Consider the following 19523-nt stretch of genomic DNA (forward strand, 5'->3'; position numbering starts at 1 on the left):
TAAATTTCGAGACTGCTATTCTATGATTAAAGCAAAAGAGCGCGGGGAATAGTAAGAAAGCGTTTTAATTCCTTGACAGTTTTCCAGATTTTCAGCGAAAGTTATAATAACGGGTTCTTATCAGTACTCGATTTCAAGCAGAGAAGGAGAGATGAAGTTGGACAAGCTCATGCAGGATCCCAATCAATTCGTATCAGACATCGTTGACGGACTCGTACGCTCCCACCCCGATCAATACGAAAAAGTGGAAAGCGTAAATGTGATTAAAAGAAAAGGCGGTACACCTTCAGGACACGTCGGTCTCGTTTCCGGAGGAGGAAGCGGGCACGAACCTGCCCACGCAGGCTATGTCGGTGATGGTATGCTTAGTGCGGCAGTATGCGGAGAAATCTTCACCTCCCCAACGCCGGACATGGTTTTTGAAGGAATCAAGGCAGCAGATGCAGGTGCCGGGGTCCTTTTGATTGTAAAAAACTATTCAGGCGATGTGATGAACTTTGACATGGCGAAAGAATTGGCAGAACTTGAAGGCATCCAGGTCGAAACGGTAATCGTAAACGACGACATCGCCATAAAGAACCATGATGACCGGCGCGGTGTTGCAGGTACTGTGTTCGTTCATAAAATTGCTGGAGCCGCAGCGGCTGCAGGGAAATCGTTAAAGGATGTAAAAAAGATCGCAGAAAAAGCCATTGCCCAGGTGCGTTCCATTGGGATGGCCCTCTCCCCTTGCTATATGCCGGAAAGCGGAAAACCGGGATTTGAACTGCACGAAGATGAAATGGAGATCGGCATTGGCATCCATGGAGAGAAAGGCATCGAACGGAAACCCATTGCTTCGGTAAAAGAGATTGTCGCTCAGATGCTGGAGAAACTGACCGCAGAAGTGACAGACAAACGGATCGCCGTCATGGTGAACGGGATGGGCGGCACCCCGGTGTCCGAACTCTATCTAACCTATAAATATGTGAGTGAACAATTGGAACAGAAAGAATATGAAATCGTCCGCAGCTATACAGGAAACTATATGACAGCTCTAGAGATGCACGGTTTTTCCATCACGCTGCTAGCTGTAGATGATGAATTACTGGGGTACTTGGATGCCCCGTCAAATACGATAGGATTTCCAGTGAGAGGTGAATAAGATGAAACTAACTGCAGAAGGATTGCAAAAAGTGCTGCTTCAAACCGCAGAACAGATCGAACAGCAAAAAGATGAACTCACAGACCTTGATCGGGAAATTGGAGACGGTGACCACGGCATCAACATGTCACGCGGTTTTCTGGCGGTAAAAAAAGAACTGGAGAACAAGGATTCTTTTGAAGATCTCGGTGAGCTTTCCAAGCTTGTCGGAATGACCTTGATCAAAACAGTCGGCGGCGCATCCGGACCCCTCTTCGGTACCATTTTTGTAAAATTCGCAGCCAAGTGGAACGGCAAAGATGCGGTGGAAGGCGATGAGTTGTACAACGGATTTAAGGAAGCCGTTGACGGCATTGCCGCCCGCGGAAAATCTCAAGCCGGCCAAAAGACGATGCTGGATGTTTGGGAGCCGTTTACCGAAGCTCTTAAGAGTGATGAACCCCTTGAGACAGTGATTGAAAAAGCATTGGCTAATACGAAGGAATTGAAGGCAACAAAAGGACGAGCCTCCTACTTCGGCGACGCCTCCAAGGGTGTTCAGGATCCAGGTGCGTTGTCCAGTTCCATTCTGCTTCGCCAGTTCGCGGAGGTGCTTAATGGTTAATCTGATTCTCGTATCTCACAGTGAAAAATTGGTTGACGGTCTTAAAGAACTGCTCGCCGAAATGGCGTCGGATGTGGAGATTCACAATGCTGCAGGCTTAGAAGGCGGAAAGATCGGAACAGATGTCTCCCGGATTGAAGAAGCTTTTTCTTCAGTAACCGACGACGCCATCATCTTAACCGACATCGGCTCAGCGACCATGAACGCCGAGATGGCACTGGAGCTCTACACCGGTGACCGAACCATTCAATTTGTGGACGTTCCCCTTGTGGAAGGCGCTTTTCTGGCTGCTGTCCAGAGTTGTCAGGGGCAATCGGTGGAGGAGATTGTGAAGGCGTTGGAGGGGGAGTTTTCTTAATAAAGGTAAAAAGGAGCCCTGGAATAATAAATCCAAGGCTTCTTCACTCTTAATTATTATATTTGAGTAAGAACGTAAACTAGCGGATTCTCAAGGCTTGCTGTCCCAAAAAAGTAAATATTATTACCTAAAAAGAGTTCATAATAATCCCTGTTTGAAGGTTCTTGCTTTTTAGTTAAGCTTAGTTTCACTTGTGAAGGTGCATCAGGTAATTTTTCAAATTTAAAATCTTCAAGCAACTGCATCAGGAAAACCATAGGTTCTGTTTTATTATAGCTGCCCGGAGTTTCATCATCAGCTACCCAATTTGGGGAACCTCCAATTTTATTATTAAATATTTCTTTATCAATCTCTTCAATCAAAGTAATCCTTTTGAATTTTACTTTTTCTTTATAGTTAGTCTGAATAGCTCCATCAGTTGTTTTAAAAACTTCTATTCTGAAATTTTTCTGATATTCTCTTAAAAAATCACTCGGTATATTAATTCCAGATAGCTCGTCCTCAAGCATCTCTGGAATAAAATATCCTTCATGAGCACAAGAAGTGCATGCAAAAACTGCCATACTGAATTCATTCCATTTATGATTCTCTGGAAAAGCAATTTGAAAGAAAAAAGATTGTTCTTCTCCACATAATTCACATTTAGGTATATCAATAGATTTAGGTACTCTAGGTTTTCCACCTAAAAAAGAAAGGTCGTTCTGACTTTGCGTCTCTTCACTATCACTTATCTTTATTCGATAGCAGTCACTCAAAATTAACACTCCTTTAATCTAGAACTACTAAGGATTAGGAAAAATCCTTTTAATCGTCTGACCATCAATACGTACCTGATAAAGTATTTCATAAGGTCTTGTAGATCCACTATGATATTTAGGCACTACCCTAACAAAAACCTCTTTACCTGAGGATACCTCTTGCGAAATTTCTTTTTCAAATTGTCTAAAGTCACCACGATTTACGCTTGGAGTTTGAGGAAAGATATTACCAGAATTAGACCCTCCGGGTCCTCCTAATTTTTTCCCTATCGCATGCCCTGCATCATCCGTTGATTTGCCAAGTACTCTAGCCAATTCACGAGATGAAGTATTAGTAGCGGTACCTGTGTTTATATGATGTTTTTCAATTTTTGCAAATGCGGACAATAATTCTCCATTTTCGCCATGTGTGGTTCTGTATTTAAGACCCCCTGAAGAGGTTCTTAAAACTTTTCCGGATTTTTTTAAAGTTGTTCCTGCGCTGCCATTTGCGACAGAAAATAATTGTCCTAGATCTTTAACCTTATAAAAATCAATAACATTATGCCCAGTAGTTAATTGAGAAATAGTTCTAGGATACAAAGGGAACTCTTTTATGCCAGCTAATGCTCTGTTAAAAGCATTTTTTATAATCTTAGGATCTAGCACCTTCATCATACCGCGGAAAGTTTCGACGGCTTTGTCGCCCATCTTTAAAACCTTCGCACCTTTAATGATCGCTTTGCCTCCCAATCCCGCTAGTTTTGCAGGTGGAAAGATGGTCAGCGCCGTCCAGCCAACAGCTTGAAGCCTGTCCCATCCATCAAGCTTTTCACCGGTTACCGGGTCATACTCGGCAAAAATACGGACAACGTCGTTTACGCCGACGAGCTCCATGCCCCATTCCTTCGCCTTGCCAAACCAACCCTGATCGGCTTCACGAAACTGGGCTTCTGTTCTTTTGACGACTTCCTGCGCATTGTTCAGCAGGGTTCTATAATGATCGAGTTTTTGAATAAGGCTATGGTAGAGTCCTCCTGCATGGGTACTGTCGATATCCCAGTAGGTTGCATGGAGGAGATTATAGTTCCATTTTAACGCATCTTTAATGTCATCGCATTGATCTTCCAACTTTTCTATATCATTGGCCAGGGCTTCGAGTTCATCGGGCTTGACGTTGATTTGACTCATCCAGCTTCTCCTGCCTTTCCATTTCATTCGCCATTTCTCTCAGCCGGGCTGCTTCTCTTTTTAACGCTTCTTTCAATTGTTCTCCTGTACTTGCCGAAGCAAAGTGAGTGACTGCTGCTTCTGACATGATTTGCAGGTAGGTGGCTTTGCTTTTGCTTTCCCATGTATCAGCTTTTGTCAGCACACGGTTTCGATCCCATCTAAGCTGGTCGAGCTTTTGCATCGATTCATTCACTTTATGCGAATACCAATCCAGCCTCTCAGCCTGCATCCTGTATTTCTGCTTATCAAAAATCACGACATCACCGCCTGCTCAATCTCTGTCTCTCTATTGTAAAAAAGAAAAAGGGATGGAGGTACTAGACTAAGTTACTAAAATTTGCTAAAAGACGGGATGATTGGACTAGACATGAGAAAAAAAAAGAAAAGGGTGCCAGGCACCGAGATTACACAAGTGTGTAAAAACGGTGCCTGGCACCCTCTCTCTTAAACCTTCGCGAGAAATGCCTGGTGAGCGGTGGATGGGTTTTCGAACCAGCGGGCGATCTGATCCGCTTTTTGCTGATCTTCTGCAGCACTCAGCAGCATCTGAATGACATGTCCTGGAAGTGGTTGTGTCATGGCGTTCGTCCACTCTGTCACCTCTTTGACGAAGGACTTTATACGCTCCCAGTATAAACGGCCGAGTTCTTCATCCCATCGATCAGAATGCTTATGTTCAATCAGCAAGTCAGACAGCTGTTCCGCGCAATAGGATGAGAGATTGCTTCCCTGTCCGGTAATCGGATCGTTGAGAATTACGCTGTCTCCACAGCCAAGGAACAGCTTATCGTTCACGTTGAGATAAGGTATGCGTACCTCTGGAGTAATCGCGATTTGTAAGAAGCCGTTCTCATCACATAGAGCGAACTCGATATCTACAATTCGCTCATGGATTTCAGGAAAAAACATTTCGACGGCTTCTCTCATTTTTATCGTGAATGCTTCAGGTGCCTTGATGCCTTTAAACATATCCAGCGGCCCTTCAGGAACGGCCGTGATGAACAGGATCGTAACAGGACCGTACTCCGTTTCAGAAGGAATTTCGAACATTTCCCCAAGTTCCGGAATCACCGTCACACTGACACCTAGAGGAGAAGTTGGTTTCACTCCTTTAAAATACCCGACGATACATTTTCGCTGCGGGGTTTGAAATGGAGTAAGTTCTTTTTCGACTGGAAACGGAACAAGCGGACCGTTTTTCCCTGTACAATCAATAACCAGATCAAACTCGTCACTGAATGCTTCAATCTCCTCTTTTATGACCTTTTTCTGCTGAAAGGACACACCAGCTCTCTCTAATTCTTCTGCATAACGAGAGTATGCCAGACGCTGATCGACGGATAATGCCGGTTTTTCAAGCATACCCGCAAACAGCTTTTGGTCACCGACCGTGATATGAATGCTTTCAATCATTGAATCGTTTTCCCACTTCGGCATATGAAATCGTTCCTCGCGGGCTCGTGTTGGACTGAAATGAACCTGCGTGGACATGATCCGCCCGCTGCGCAGCTGTTCTGGTGTACGATGAGAAACAATGACCACTTCAAAATCATTCTTTAAAGCATAAGCCAGCTGCAATCCGGTCGTTCCGCTTCCCACAATTCCAATACGCTTTTTCAAAACCCTCAACTCCTTTATTAAAAATTCTTATGCCTAACTTCTTCTTTGATGGGTAAAGTCCTTTTTTACCTTTAAAAACAGGAAATATAGAACAGGTTTCGACAGATTATTTCCTAGGAAATTCGACTTATCCTCTTTGAAATCAAACCTCCTTGCCATTTACAGACAAAATAGGATAGAAATCGGCAAAATTATGTATATAATAGGAAAAATCAGTTTTTTTATATGATATGATAGAAAAAACTAGAATGGATTAAAGAGGTGGATCATGATTAGAGGGGAGAAAATTAAGTATTTTAGAGAAAAAAATAAACTTACCCAAAAAGAACTCACTTCTGGCATATGTTCAGTTCCCTACCTTAGTAAAGTCGAGAACAACAGCATCGTCCCTTCTCGGGAAATTCTAATTTTGCTTTGCAAAAGGCTGAATATTGAATACGATGAGCTGCTGCAATCCTCCTCAAGCGATGGCATCAAGAAGATGATTTTTAATTGGTATGAAGATATAAAAGCAAGAAATCGACCTGCTTCCGCCGACCATTACGCAGCGATCGAGAAGAAGATTAAAGGCATCACCGACATAGAACTTTTAACGATGTTTCACCTGGCCGCTACCCGGCATTTTTTGCTTATTAGAGAATTTAACAAAGCCGAAGAGCAGCTGGCTTTTGCCGAAAAATACATGACGTATATGCCAAAAGAGATTGAAGGATACTACTTTTACTTTTCAGGATTGAATGAATACTTAAAAGGACACTTTCAAAAAGCGCTGGAGCTGTATTTAAAAGCAAGCGAATATGTAAATGAGCCGGAGTACCATTACCAGCTTGCACTCATCTACAGCCGGTTGGGTAAGATTACACTTTCCATCTTTCACTCCGAGAGGGCGATGGAAGAGTTCAACAAAAACATCTTATTTTTTAAAGTGGTCGATTGCTACATCCTGTTGGGCATCAACTACAACCGGATCAACGAACACGCAACTGCCCTCTCTTATTTTAAAAAGGCGCTGAAAGGCATCGAATCCCTGCCGGACATCGGCCATTTAAAGATACATATCTATCATAATATTGGGATTGTCTATCATAAGCAAAAGAAGCCGTGGGAAGCGATCGATTATTTCTTAAAATCTCTTAATGTGCGCAAAGATCTGCAAGGCGGGGAGCTTACGATCTACCTTCTCGCCAGTAACCTTTTTCAGCTGAACGAGATTGAAGATGCCACCCGCTGGATTGAAAAAGGGCTAGTGCTGTTAAAAGGCGAACTGAACGAAACCTACTGCCTGCTGAAGATCCTGCAATTTCAAGTGCAAAAAAGACGTAACGAAGAAGATTATAAGATTTTTCTTGAAGAGACCGCCCTTCCCATCTTCAAGCAGAAGGATGAATTCATGTATATCCGGATGTGCTATGAACAGCTGGGCGATTATTATTACCGGAAGAAACAGTACAAGCGCTCAAGCGAATGCTACTGTGAAGCCAACAGCGTCGAGAGCTCATTCATTTAAAAACCGGGTGCCAGGCACCGCTTTTACATACTTGTGTAATTGCGGTGCCTGGCACCTATAAATGGCACCTATAAAATCAAAAGGAGTTCCACTTATGAACCTGGATCGATTTGAAGATACGATTAAATCACTTTTTCCTGAAGAGCTTCTTAGTGAGTTTCATGATGATTATGGTTTCACGAGCTGTGTAAAGAACGAGATTAACAGAGTTGGCTACTGCACAAATCTTTCCCTTGAAGCCATAGAGCTTGCAGCCGCTCAAAACGTTGACCTGCTGCTGACGCATCATGATGCGTGGGATTTCCTCTACGGTTTGCGGGATGTCTGCATGGAAAAGTTAAAAGAATACAACATGAACCACTTCTATATTCACGGGCCACTTGATTATGTGGAATTTGGAACGTGCACATCGCTGATGAACGCACTTGAGATCAACAATATCATTCAGCTCTCCATCTATGATGAGGGCGACATTCCAGGGATCGGCGAGTTGACTGAACCGCAATCCTTTGAAGTCCTGACTGAAAAAACAACCCAAACCTTAAACGAACACGTTCGTGCCTGGAAGCATCATGACCGGCCAGTGAAACGGATCGGTATGGTGACGGGAGCGGGCCATTCCTCCAACACTATCAAAAAGGCAGTGGATGCCGGATGTGATACCTACATAACAGGTGAAGCTACGTTATACAGTATCCAATATGCCCAGTTTGCAGGAATCAATCTTATTGCCGGAAGCCATACGTTTACCGAGATATTTGGTGTAGAAAGCCTGGCAAAAAAAATAAAAGAGCAACATAAAGAGATCAGTATCGTCAGGATTGAAGAGTCTCATTTTGAGGCCAGATAAAGAGCACAAGATGGAGTTATTCACCCCAAAACTGATCATTATTTCTCTCTATCTGCCAAAATCCTGTAACAACAAAATCCCCTTTCCAAATGAAAGGGGAATAAATATTACTTCATAAAATCCGGATTGTTTTTTTGAAAGTTTTGCCACGCCATCTTGATTCCTTGTTGAATTTCTTCCCTCGGAGCGCTAAGACGCTCTTCTGTCCCGCCGTAACCAACCTCCAATTTTTCCTTTTTCAATCCTTCAAAAATGGTATCTGCGAAATCATCCAACGGAGCACCGAACGTATGCAAACCTACCCCTCCCAGGTCGGTATTTACAGCAGGAGGAATCACTTCCACGATCTCAATATTCGTGTCTGCCAGCTGATGTCTTAGTGTAAGCGTAAAGGAGTGCATCGCAGCTTTTGTCGCACTATAAATCGGAACCCAGACTCCTGGCTGTATCGCCAATCCTGATGTTACGTTCATGATGGCTGCCCTTTTTTGTTTTTTCAGGTGAGGAATTAACAGCATGGACAAATGGATGGGACCTTCAATATTGATCGCCAACTCATTTTGATAATAACTCCAGTCATGGGTGGCGTTTTTCAAATTTACTCGCTGCTGAATTCCGGCATTATTCACCAATAGATTGAGATCCGGAAATTCATTGACTGCCCACTCAACCAGTTCAATGCGTTCTTCCTCTTTGGAGACATCACACACTTTTGTATGCAGTTCTGGGAGAATCTCTTTTGCTTCTGCCAGCTTTTCTTCCCGCCGGCCAACTGCAATGACCTTGTTACCTTCTTTTATAAAACGTTCAGCGAAAGCAAGTCCGATCCCTGAAGCCCCGCCTGTTATCAAAATGGTGTTTCCTTTAAGATCCATTGCTGTTCCTCCTGACTGGGATTTTTAGGTTCATTCTATCAACCCCTTTTCTTTTATACAAACAATTGAACGTAAAAAAAGGCCCTTTTCGCAAAGTATGTTGCATATTAGTTTACTCTCACTTAGATACGGTTCACCTTAGCCTCTCTAACTGCGAATTTTAAAAAAAGAACCTTCAATCCAAAGATCAAAGGTTCTGTGTTTTATTTCCACTGATATTCAACTATTTACTCAATTCCTTAAGTAAATTTTTTATTTTATCTCTGTTTTATTCAATCATTGTCTTTTCAATCTCTTCATCATAGAAAGCTTGTCCATTAATAGTTTCTACATCCAAAGAATTAACTAAAGGCCATCTCCTTTTTTTTGCTTAGACCAAGCGCCTGTGCTGTTGAAGAATTAATTTCGTGCAGAAGCTCTGGGTTTTCCATTAGTGAAACACCATAAGAAGGAATCATTTCTTTGATTTTCGGTTCCCACTCTTCCATATGCTGCGGGAAGCATTTTTTGATTACCTCAAGCATAACGTGAACGGCAGTAGAAGCACCCGGAGATGCGCCTAGTAATGCTGCGATCGAGCCATCAGCAGCAGTAATCACTTCCGTACCAAATTGAAGTGTTCCTTTGCCGCCTGCCTCTGTATCTTTAATAACTTGCACACGTTGGCCAGCTACGACTAAATCCCAATCCTCGCTTTTGGCGGTCGGAATAAATTCCCGCAGCTCTTCCATGCGCTGTTCCTTTGATAACATAACTTGCTGAATCAGATACTTTGTCAATGACATCTCTTTTGCACCTGCCGCCAGCATCGTTAAGACATTATCCGGTTTTACGGAAGTTACTAAATCGAACAAGGAACCAGTTTTTAAGAACTTTGGTGAGAAGCCGGCAAATGGTCCAAATAGCAACGATTTCTTATTGTCGATATATCTGGTATCAAGATGCGGAACAGACATTGGCGGAGCCCCAACCTTAGCTTTGCCGTATACTTTTGCATGCTGCTGCGCTATGACATCCGGATTATTGCATACCATGAAGATTCCGCTTACCGGGAATCCTCCGATATGTTTCCCTTCAGGAATACCGGATTTTTGCAGTAAATGCAGGCTTCCTCCTCCGCCACCAATAAAGACAAATTTTGCCGTATGGCGTTCTGCGCTGCCGCTATCGAGATTTTTCACTTTCAATTCCCACGACCCATCGCTTGTACGTTTAATATTATCAACACTATGTTTGTATTTGATATCGACGTTTTTAGTCTTTAAATGGTCAAACAACATACGCGTCAACGCACCAAAGTTGACATCTGTTCCAGAGTCAATTTTGGTAGCTGCAATCGGTTCATTCAATGAACGGCCTTCCATGATAAGCGGAATCCATTCCAACAGTTTTTCCGGAACATCGGAAAATTCCATCCCTTGAAATAGCGGATTGTTTGACAGCGCTTTAAAACGTTTCTTTAAAAACGCTACGTTTTCTTCCCCTTGTACCATACTCATATGCGGCAATGGCATGATAAAATTCTCTGGATTACGTATCAGCTTGCCGTTTACAAGATAGGACCAGAACTGCGTTGAAAGCTGAAACTGTTCATTAATTTTTATAGCTTTACTAATATCTACAGACCCATCCGGTTTTTCGACCGTGTAGTTAAGCTCGCACAGTGCCGCATGCCCCGTTCCCGCATTATTCCATTCGTTAGAGCTTTCCTCTCCTGCGTTTTCGAGCTTCTCAAACACTTTAATTTCCCATTCCGGTACTAATTCTTTCAAGATTGTCCCTAAAGTCGCACTCATGATTCCGGCGCCAATTAAAATGACGTCAGTGTTAGTTTCTCTGCTGCTCATTTTTACCAACCTTTTCGCCTAAAATTTGCAGAAAAGATGCAGGCCTCACACCAAGCTAAGATGCGATCTAGTCACACACTTTTTCTGTCCCAGTTATAACCATATCATAATGTATTACAATTATTTATAGCTTTATACATCTACTATTATATGATAATTATAAGTTTTTTAAAAGTTGATAAAAGTGATTAGTCCGTCCAAAAGGCCTAGAAACACACAAAAACCAAAGCATTAATGATTTTTTGTCCCAAAAACTTCTTTTACCGTATGGTTAAAATGCAGTTTGGGATGAAATATATTAGGAGATTTTACTCGCGTATCTATTCAAACTCTGCGGCATATCATCGGCGTACTGTGCAATATACATGCCCTTCCATAAAATTTTGTAACTTCCTACTAGACATTTCGACTAACATATAAAGGGTTATTGGCGTAGGATATTAATACCAAAGTTCAAGCGGAGAATTTCTTTACCTATATGTTCAATTAGAAATCTTTTGGGACTGGGAGGATTTCACATGAAAAAACGATCATCTTTTTTGAGAATGATCTCAGCAGTTCTGTTAATCATGGTTTTTTCCTTTTCTTTTTTCGTGCCAAGTACAGACTCTGATGCAAGCTCACAAAAAGCTGAATTTACAAAACACTCATATAAAGGTATTTATTTATTACGGTATCCTCAAGTTTACGGAATCAATAAAAATGCGGCTAGTAAGATTAATTCCACGCTTAAAAAAGCAGCTGAAAATTCGTATAAATCATACCTTAATGTAAAGAAAGCAGAAAAAGAGATTCAAAAAGAAGATTTCTGTAAAAAAACCCCTAAAAAATGTAAATATTCATTCAACTCTCTTTATCAAGTAAAGCATAATTCAAATGGTAAATTGAGTATCTATTATTTGGAATACACTTATACTGGTGGAGCACATGGAAAAGGCAAAGTAACAATGTATAACTTTGACCTTTCAACAGGTAAACACTATAAAATTAATGATATTCTTAAAACATCTTGTAATTATAAAAAAGTACAAAAGTATGCATATAAATATCTTAGTACACATAAACCGTATTCTGATTCTGTATTTCAATTAAGCGACGTTCCAGTTAACAAAAACTCTCAATTCTCGTTTTATAAAGACGGAATTTATCTGCTATTTCAAGATTATGATGAATATGAAATTGCATCATATGATGATGGGAATCCATTTATTAAAATTCCAAAGTCAGTTTATCAATAAGTGACCCGAATTGGCGTAAGATATTTTTTATTAAGCTGTTTTCTAAAAGATTGTTGCTTGGGAACCTTCTTGTAAAGAAGCTTCATTGATAAGTTGATTGGAGTGTAAGGTGCGAGACTCCTCGAAAATGAATTTCACATTTTCTTCGTGCGATATAACGCTGCCGAAGCCTTCCTTGTCCTGCGGGGGCAGCGGGACAGGTGAGACCCACAGGCGCATGCGCCGAGGAGGCTCACCGCACGCCACGCGGAAAGCGAGCATCCTGAAACGGAAATCAACCACTCCCAAAAGCAACAAAGCTTACGAAAAAAACCTTTTATTAAATGCTATATAGCATCTTTATACCAATAATGTACAAGTACTATGAACAATCTTTCCACAAACACCCCAAAAAAGACAGCTCCTATAAGAGGAACTGTCCTTTCGCTATTTTACTTCCAGGCCCCGAACCACGTGCCCCATTTTCGGAGGAACTGCTCTTTCAGCGATGGAGACTCAATGCCCTTCTGTTTTTTAAATTCATTATAGCCGGCAAACCCGATCAGCAGGATTCCTGCGATCAACAGGTACACCCACCACGGCATGTTGCCCCAGTATGGCCGGGTCTGCACGAGTACATTGACCAGCAGGACGATCAAACCGCTGAAAAAGTAGCTTTTTTGTTTGGAAACAAAGCCATAGAGGATAGCGATAACAGCCAGTGTGCCAAGAATAATCGCATCGATTATTTTATAGCTGTACATCGCATCAATCATAAGAATCAATGAGATGACGCCGATCAAGCTGTATTGAACATACATGATCACCTTTTCGCTCAGATTCCACGTCTTTCGCGTCAGCAGATAACTGACCAGGATCCAAGGCAAGACATACAGCTCTGTCATGAGATACTCAGGGAAATCAATCATGTCGATGATCGTATAGTAGGTTAACAGACAAACGAGCAGCGACAGCGTTTGAAGCACTTTTTGGGCGATGGGAACCTCATTGATCCGTCTTGAATCCTGATACAGCAATATCGCAATCAGGGTGAATCCTGCGATAAATACCCATTCCACAGCCTGCATGCAGCCGGTCCATACATAGACCAGCCCCGCTATTCCGTAAAAATCAACTTTTTCCTCATTCTCGTGATGATACAGCTTTTCATATAAAAACATTCCGATTGCGGTAAACAGAATACCGATCGCATACCACACGACCGCACGGAGTGGTGAAGAAAGACTGTAAATATCCATCAAATCGGCCATCCCGAGCCAGAAAAAAATCAACGGAAAGGCTGCAGCCGTTCTCCAATACCCTTTTAGTGAGTGGAAAAACGCCATGAAAACAAAGATGACACCAATATAGAACCAAAGAGAGATTATGTCTCCGCTGTAATAGGAATCAGCCAGGTATTCGGCCATCACCAGAATGGAGAACGGAACGATATACCATCTGAGCCGTTCCTTCCAGGCTTCTGAAAGAACAAAATAAGCAGCCAGCAGCAACAAGCTGTAGACGAGACGGTTCTCGTTAGGAAACCATTCATTGACCATGAAACCGAATGCCGCGGATAAAACGGTCAGTCCAGCGTACAGACTGTATTTTCTCTCCGCTTCATACACCGAACGCCATACATATAACCCAAATAAAATCGTCAGCAAGAGATACGGCAGCGTTTCACCAGAAGTAATGAAGTTATAGAATACCGCGTACAGAAGAGCCGCTTGGCCGACAACCAGCGCAGGCAGATGGCTTTGGCGTTCCACTCGTTTTAATGCCTCATGCGAAACAAAAAGGAGAGCGGCAATCGTGATCAGTGTGAGCCGTTCGCTCAGCGGATCTGCCGTCAAGTGAAGCAGCGCATAAAAAACAAAGAACAATCCTGCCTGCACCACTCCATAACCGACACTCTGTTTAAAATACCGCGTCCCCACGAACATCATACAACTAAACAGCAAACTGCAGACGAGACGGATCCAGTCGGCTTCCGTGTCAAAGGAGGCAAGAAAACTGATAAGAGAAACGAACATCGCACCGATCAATGCGTATTGACCGAGAATGTGGTCTGTTTTTTTCCAATAATACAGTGCAGCCAGAAGTATTGTTCCTATTCCAATCGCGAGCGCACGATCTGGGTCAGGAATAAGCGCCATTCCCATTGAAAAGCCCGCAAAGAACAGGAAGACCGAGACACCTGCACCAAATATTTTTTGGGAGATGCCCTGCTCGGTCAAATAATGTATAGCCCCAAGTCCTGTCAGCAGAAGGGAGAGAACAACTGTCTGCCAATACTCAGGAATCAGCAGCGTCAATCCGAAACCAGCCATCAGGAACGCTCCGCCAACATAAAGGCTGGAACGACGGATCGGCACAATGAACTGGCCGATCACATATGCAACCAGCCCGGATATTCCGATAGCAAGCGGCCAATACTTTATGCTGGACGGGCTGGTGAGGTGATACACCTCCAGCGCAGCGCTGAAAATGTAAAAAGGCGCAAGATACGTAAAGAGGCGGAAAGCAGTGTTATAGCTTAAGTAAACAAAGTTACCGGCAATCACGAGATACCCCAGAAACATCCACACGCTTCCCTCGCCGCTTGAAAGCATCAGCCCTTTTCCCGTAACGAGTAAAAACGCAAGAGCAGAGACAGCCCCGTTGGCGATCTGGTAGTACTTTTTCAAATTGCCCTTCGAATAGCGGGCAACAGCGAGAAGCACCACTGGCACAATTGGAATGAGTACCAGGCTCAGGCCGGCACCAGCCGCTTGTTCAACGAGCTGATAGAGGCCATACGAAACAAAAGCCATAAACAAGAGCTCATACTCCACTCGTTTGTTGACCATTCTCATCGCCAAATACAGAACAGCGGTCAATATCAGGTTAAAGCTCTGAGAAAGCGGCTGTTCAAACGAAATGATAATGAATAACGTGGATAAGATCAGATTGCTTTGAATAAAGATGGGCAAGACCTTTTGAGAAATGGCTGCCTCCTTCGCTTTTCGTACATGAAAAAGATAGATGTAACCCGCATTTCCGAGGGCATATGCAAAATAGAACGCGTTCTTCTCAATGCCGAACGCCAAAAGAATAAACGCATAGCCGATAGCTGAAGCAATCAGTGTAAACCAGGCGAACAATTTGGATGAAAACGACTTCGTGAACATCCAATAAATCGGCAGACAGATCAGACTGGTTACAGTCCCCAGCACATACTTACCGTTCCCCGAAAAACTCAGCCAGCTGCCAAACAGCTCAAAATATCCTGCCGACAGAATGGTAATCGGCACGAATAGCGCAAACAGCACAAAGAACGCAAATGCTGTCTTCCTGATGTGAAGCACCCGCTGTGACAATGCACCGAGTCCTCCGAATAGAGCGGCGATTCCGCCTACAAGCAAGGTTTTCGCCAGAGAACTGAATACGTCCCAGTTGCTCGTTGCAAGGGTAAGCCCGCCAAGCAGAAGAAGCACGACACCCGCTGTCATGAGCAGCGTCAAGTTCCGCTCCCGCTTTTGTTCAGCGGTCAGTGCCGGCTTGGGGGCTGGTTGAGTCACTGGCCTCGGCTTCGGTACAGGCTGATCCTGAGCCGCTGGCACCGTGCTGGTGATGATCGGCTGTTCCCTCTCAACCTGGGGTGTTTCCTCCGAGCGCTTTGGTCCGGATGTTGCCTGTATATACGGTTCCTGCCCTTCTTCAATTCTTCTCTGGTCCTTTTCATAGCGGTTGATCCCTTCAACCACTCTTAAGTAATCTTCGTATCTCAAATATCCCTTTTCCTTCAGGTCAAACAAGTCCTTGATCAATTCTGGACCCTTCATGCGACACCCCGCTTTTACATCGTTATTGCTAAAAACCAACTAATGAACATTTATTCATTCTATGTATCAACCACATTATACATCACTTTTGGAAATAAAAGGGTTGCTATTCCAGAGATTTCTACAAAAAATGAGCTTTAGAAGGAAGCCCTCTAAAGCTTGGATTCTTAGGTTTATATTTCTCGTACCTTCCCGTTGAACCTAAACAACCCATTTAAGTAATCCTTTCTGTTTAAACAACTATAAAACGCCTAATAAAGTAAAAAATCTTTAATAGGCGTTCGAAAAATTATTTAATAAAAGTTTCAATATCTTGATCATTAAAACTAGTATTTAATATGTTGTCTTCTTTTAGTTTCTCTTCGACCATCTTTAAAATATGCAAGAAATGAGTAAGTCTATACATAACAAAAAATCCTCTTTCAAGCGGCAAAGGCATAGTAGTAAATTGCTTCTGCTTATTTTCGTTAATATAACTAATTATTAAGGTTTGATTTTTGTCCATCTCACCATATATTTGCTGAGGTTCAACATCTCTAAAACTGTATAGCCTTTCCTTAATCCCTATATCATCAAAAAGATCTTTTAATTCTTGAGTACTTTTCACATCGTGAGCTGGATTATTAGGTGGAAATACCTCATAGAAATACGCTTCTTTTAAAACATTTATAAAAAAATGTGTAATTGCAAACTCTTCATCCGAAAAAACTTTTACATTAGTTTTCTCCGGAGGTGTCCGCCTTTCAAAATTAATGACTGAATACTCCCAATTACCATTTATATTTTCAATTTGACTGTAGGCCTCATAGTCTCCTTTTATTTGTAAGATGTTATCGGGATTAATTTTTATCTTAATATTTAGCTCGTCACAAGCCTCTAATAATTGGTTCCTATTCACCGTTATCACATTCCCAGGCCGCATGGAGAGCGAGATAATCCCATTTTAACGCACCTTTAATATCACTGCACTGGCTCTCCTGTTTACCGATATCCGAGGCCAGCGCTTCCAGTTCATCCGGCTTAACGCTTATTTGACTCATCCAGCTTTTCCTGCCTCTCGATATCGTTCGCCTTTTCCCTAAGCCTAGTCGCTTCTCTTTTCAACGCATCCTTCAATTGTTCCCCAGTACTTGCTGACGAAAAGTGGGTACTTGCTGCTTCTGACATGATCTGTTTGTAGCTCGCTTTGCTTTTGCTCTCCCAGTCTTGAGCTTTGGTCAATACGTGTGCGCGGTCTCGTCCGAGTCGATCCAGCTTATGCAACGACTCCGATACCTTGCCGGAATACCAATCCAGCATATCCGCCTGCATTCTGTATTTTTGCTTGTCAAAAAACATTCGATCACCGCCTGCTTATTCTCTCTCTTCCTATTGTAAAGAAGGCACACGGGCAGAGGTACTAGCCGTTTTTACTAAAATCAGGTAATTACTCAGCCTTTTATCCCCATTCCACTGCGACATATTTCCTATTCCCGCCTCATTAGCCATTTATTCCTTGATTCGGCAAATCCAATTGCACTATAGTAGACTCTAGGCTAAATTCCCCCGTCAGCAGGGATTTTTTAACATAAAAATTTGTCGAAAATAGTAGAATTGTTTTGTTTCCAATACCCTTGAAAACCACTAAACTATTATGGGGAGATAAAAAGATCTGCTTTATGCGAAGGGAGAACGACCATGTTTTACATCGCATGCTGCCAGCAGCAAGAATTCACTGCGGGTTATGAGGCGGCAACGTTACTATATAATAAGAAGAAAAATTTCAGGGTAAGGGGGGAGCTGGATGCCTGAACCTACCCAGAAAAACAAGCGGTATATGCCAGGGATTGACGGGCTGCGGGCGTTCGCTGTTCTCGCCGTCATCGCTTATCACTTAAATCTTGGATGGGCACCTGGCGGATTATTGGGCGTGGGCATCTTTTTCGTTCTATCCGGCTACCTGATCACAGATTTAATCATAGCGGAATACCATCGAACCGGAGAAATCGACTTTAAACAGTTCTGGATCAGACGGGCACGCAGACTCCTGCCGGCTTTACTGTCCATGCTGGCTCTTGTCATTCTTTGGGTCCTTCTTTTTGAACGATCGTTTTTACTGGACCTCTGGGGCAATGTGCTTTCTGTCCTAACGTACGTAAGCAACTGGTGGCTCATTTTTCACAAAGTGTCTTATTTCGCGCAGTTCGGTCCACCCTCTCCGCTCAACCATCTATGGTCGCTGGCGGTGGAGGAACAGTTCTATCTCATATGGCCGCTCGTGCTGTTACTCGGCCTTCGCTACATAAAAAATAATAGATTGATTCTCGGGAGCATACTCGCCGCAGCCATCCTTTCAGCCATTGCGATGGCTATGATTTACTCACCGGGAGAAGATCCGAGCCGTGTGTATTACGGAACCGACACGAGAGCCTTTTCCCTGCTGATCGGAGCCGGACTTGCGATCATTTGGCCAAGCCGAAAGCTGTCCACCCGCCTGCCGAAAGAACAGCGCAAAGCACTGGATATCGTAGGAACACTCAGTCTCTTAGGCATTCTGCTCTTAATCGGATTCACCAGTCAATTTGATAGCTTCTTATATCGAGGCGGTATGGTCATTCTGTCGATTTTCACCTTATTTGTCGTAGCGGCGCTTGCCCATCCGTCTAGCCGGCTCGGCATGGCGATGGGATGGAAGCCGCTTCGCTGGATCGGTGTCCGGTCGTACGGAATTTACCTTTGGCACTTTCCGGTTATTGTTCTCACCAACCCGGCACAGGAAAATGCACATCCATCCGCATGGCTCAGAATCGCTCAGTTTGCATTAATCCTTATTCTGGCCACGCTGTCCTGGCACTTTATTGAGGAGCCTATCCGTCAAGGAGTATTGAAACGATGGAGAGCGAAACTGAACATGACTGCACATTCCTGGAAACGTGCGACACTCGTGCAAAAGTCGATCCTTGGCTGCTCAGCAGCAGTGATCGTCGTCATCTTTTTCACGGTTGTCATCCCGGAGCTCCACAAGCTTGAAGCCGGACAGAAAAAGAAAGCCGAGCAGGCAATTATGCATCCAGAGCCTGTAAAACCAAAAGAGAAACCGAAGCATGAACAACCTAAACCGGAAGAAAAGCCAAAACCGGATTCTGATCAAAAGCCTGATCCAAAACCAGCACCTGTCCCGCCGCCTAAACCGGCGGACGAACGAATTTCAGTGATCGGTGACTCGGTCATGGTGAACGTGGCCCCTTATATCAAAGAAAAATTCCCCAAGGCAACGGTTGACGCCAAGATCGGCCGCCAGTTGAAGGATGCTTCAGATGTCATCGATCACATGAAGGCAAACGGAAGCCTGGGACACACAGTCGTCATCGGACTTGGAACGAACGGCCCCTTCTCAAAAGACCAGCTCGTAAACGTACTCGATAAAGTTGGTAAAGACAAAGAAATCGTACTGATCAACAGCCAGGTTCCCCGTTCGTGGGAAAAGCAAGTGAACCGGACGCTCGCGGAAGTGGCTTCTTCACATCCTCATACCAAGCTTGTAAACTGGAACCAGGCAAGCAATGGACAAACTTCGTACTTTTATGGGGACGGTGTCCATCTCAAGCCAAAAGGCGCTTCTGCGTATGCGAAGCTTGTAGAGAGCGCGGTGAACTAGAATAATAGAAGGATTAGAGAGCAACGGCTTCAGGGCCGTTGCTTTTTTTGTGGAAAAGAAAAAACTC

At 43.4% G+C, this 19523-nt stretch carries 17 protein-coding genes; 7 read left to right on the forward strand and 10 right to left on the reverse strand.

Going from position 1 to position 19523, the window contains the following annotated elements:
• Window positions 1–157 precede the first annotated feature (157 nt).
• The 3 genes from dhaK to dhaM are packed head-to-tail and all read left to right on the forward strand — an operon-like array spanning window position 158 to window position 2106.
• The gene (gene dhaK, locus M1K46_RS01670; RefSeq protein ID WP_091002880.1) at window positions 158–1144 is read left to right on the forward strand and encodes a dihydroxyacetone kinase subunit DhaK; all 987 of its coding nucleotides are present in this window, start codon (window positions 158–160) and stop codon (window positions 1142–1144) included.
• Between the two features lies 1 nt (window position 1145).
• Window positions 1146–1748 carry a dihydroxyacetone kinase subunit DhaL gene (gene dhaL, locus M1K46_RS01675; protein WP_256224593.1) on the forward strand — a complete coding sequence of 201 codons (603 nt, stop codon included), beginning with the start codon at window positions 1146–1148 and terminating at the stop codon, window positions 1746–1748.
• A complete protein-coding gene (dhaM, locus tag M1K46_RS01680; protein WP_256224594.1) occupies window positions 1741–2106 on the forward strand; it encodes a dihydroxyacetone kinase phosphoryl donor subunit DhaM in 366 nt (121 codons plus the stop codon). Before dhaL ends, dhaM begins: the two co-directional genes overlap by 8 nt.
• A 56-nt stretch (window positions 2107–2162) precedes the next feature.
• On the opposite strand, the gene M1K46_RS01685 is transcribed toward dhaM, so the two are convergent.
• From M1K46_RS01685 to M1K46_RS01700, 4 genes are all read right to left on the reverse strand, one after another.
• Window positions 2163–2861, reverse strand: a complete 699-nt coding sequence (locus tag M1K46_RS01685; protein ID WP_256224595.1) for a hypothetical protein — start codon at window positions 2859–2861, stop codon at window positions 2163–2165.
• A gap of 27 nt (window positions 2862–2888) precedes the next feature.
• Window positions 2889–4034, reverse strand: coding sequence for a pre-toxin TG domain-containing protein (locus M1K46_RS01690; RefSeq protein ID WP_062237806.1), 1146 nt, complete (start codon window positions 4032–4034; stop codon window positions 2889–2891).
• Window positions 4006–4332, reverse strand: a complete 327-nt coding sequence (locus M1K46_RS01695; RefSeq protein WP_256224596.1) for a hypothetical protein — start codon at window positions 4330–4332, stop codon at window positions 4006–4008. The genes M1K46_RS01690 and M1K46_RS01695 overlap by 29 nt, the downstream gene beginning before the upstream one ends.
• Before the next feature lie 188 nt (window positions 4333–4520).
• Window positions 4521–5696, reverse strand: coding sequence for a styrene monooxygenase/indole monooxygenase family protein (locus M1K46_RS01700; RefSeq protein ID WP_256224597.1), 1176 nt, complete (start codon window positions 5694–5696; stop codon window positions 4521–4523).
• 268 nt (window positions 5697–5964) lie between these two features.
• On the opposite strand from M1K46_RS01700, the gene M1K46_RS01705 reads away from it, so the two are divergent.
• Entirely contained in the window at window positions 5965–7203 is a 1239-nt protein-coding gene (locus tag M1K46_RS01705) for a helix-turn-helix domain-containing protein (RefSeq protein WP_053356997.1), read from the forward strand.
• A gap of 94 nt (window positions 7204–7297) precedes the next feature.
• Window positions 7298–8053: a Nif3-like dinuclear metal center hexameric protein gene (locus M1K46_RS01710; RefSeq protein WP_256224598.1), complete on the forward strand. Its 756-nt coding sequence runs from the start codon at window positions 7298–7300 to the stop codon at window positions 8051–8053.
• Between the two features lie 107 nt (window positions 8054–8160).
• Here the strand turns inward: M1K46_RS01710 and M1K46_RS01715 are convergent, their stop codons facing one another.
• Entirely contained in the window at window positions 8161–8928 is a 768-nt protein-coding gene (locus M1K46_RS01715) for an SDR family oxidoreductase (RefSeq protein ID WP_256224599.1), read from the reverse strand.
• A gap of 341 nt (window positions 8929–9269) precedes the next feature.
• A complete protein-coding gene (locus tag M1K46_RS01720; RefSeq protein ID WP_256224600.1) occupies window positions 9270–10775 on the reverse strand; it encodes a malate:quinone oxidoreductase in 1506 nt (501 codons plus the stop codon).
• Between the two features lie 518 nt (window positions 10776–11293).
• Here M1K46_RS01720 and M1K46_RS01725 point away from each other — a divergent pair.
• Window positions 11294–12013: a PdaC/SigV domain-containing protein gene (locus tag M1K46_RS01725; RefSeq protein ID WP_256224601.1), complete on the forward strand. Its 720-nt coding sequence runs from the start codon at window positions 11294–11296 to the stop codon at window positions 12011–12013.
• A gap of 431 nt (window positions 12014–12444) precedes the next feature.
• On the opposite strand, the gene M1K46_RS01730 is transcribed toward M1K46_RS01725, so the two are convergent.
• The 4 genes from M1K46_RS01730 to M1K46_RS01745 form a co-directional block, all read right to left on the reverse strand.
• The gene (locus tag M1K46_RS01730; RefSeq protein ID WP_256224603.1) at window positions 12445–15819 is read right to left on the reverse strand and encodes a hypothetical protein; all 3375 of its coding nucleotides are present in this window, start codon (window positions 15817–15819) and stop codon (window positions 12445–12447) included.
• A gap of 289 nt (window positions 15820–16108) precedes the next feature.
• Window positions 16109–16717, reverse strand: a complete 609-nt coding sequence (locus M1K46_RS01735; RefSeq protein ID WP_256224604.1) for a hypothetical protein — start codon at window positions 16715–16717, stop codon at window positions 16109–16111.
• A complete protein-coding gene (locus M1K46_RS01740) occupies window positions 16710–16859 on the reverse strand; it encodes a hypothetical protein (RefSeq protein WP_256224605.1) in 150 nt (49 codons plus the stop codon). The genes M1K46_RS01735 and M1K46_RS01740 overlap by 8 nt, the downstream gene beginning before the upstream one ends.
• Window positions 16840–17157, reverse strand: coding sequence for a hypothetical protein (locus tag M1K46_RS01745; RefSeq protein WP_256224606.1), 318 nt, complete (start codon window positions 17155–17157; stop codon window positions 16840–16842). The genes M1K46_RS01740 and M1K46_RS01745 overlap by 20 nt, the downstream gene beginning before the upstream one ends.
• A gap of 445 nt (window positions 17158–17602) precedes the next feature.
• Here M1K46_RS01745 and M1K46_RS01750 point away from each other — a divergent pair, with 445 nt between their 5' ends.
• On the forward strand, window positions 17603–19456 hold the full coding sequence (locus M1K46_RS01750) for an acyltransferase family protein (protein WP_256224607.1): 1854 nt from the start codon (window positions 17603–17605) through the stop codon (window positions 19454–19456).
• The last annotated feature ends 67 nt before the right edge of the window (window positions 19457–19523 follow it).

Source organism: Fictibacillus sp. WQ 8-8 (genome assembly GCF_024494405.1).
In the GTDB taxonomy this organism is placed as follows: Bacteria; Bacillota; Bacilli; order Bacillales; family Fictibacillaceae; genus Fictibacillus_C; species Fictibacillus_C marinisediminis.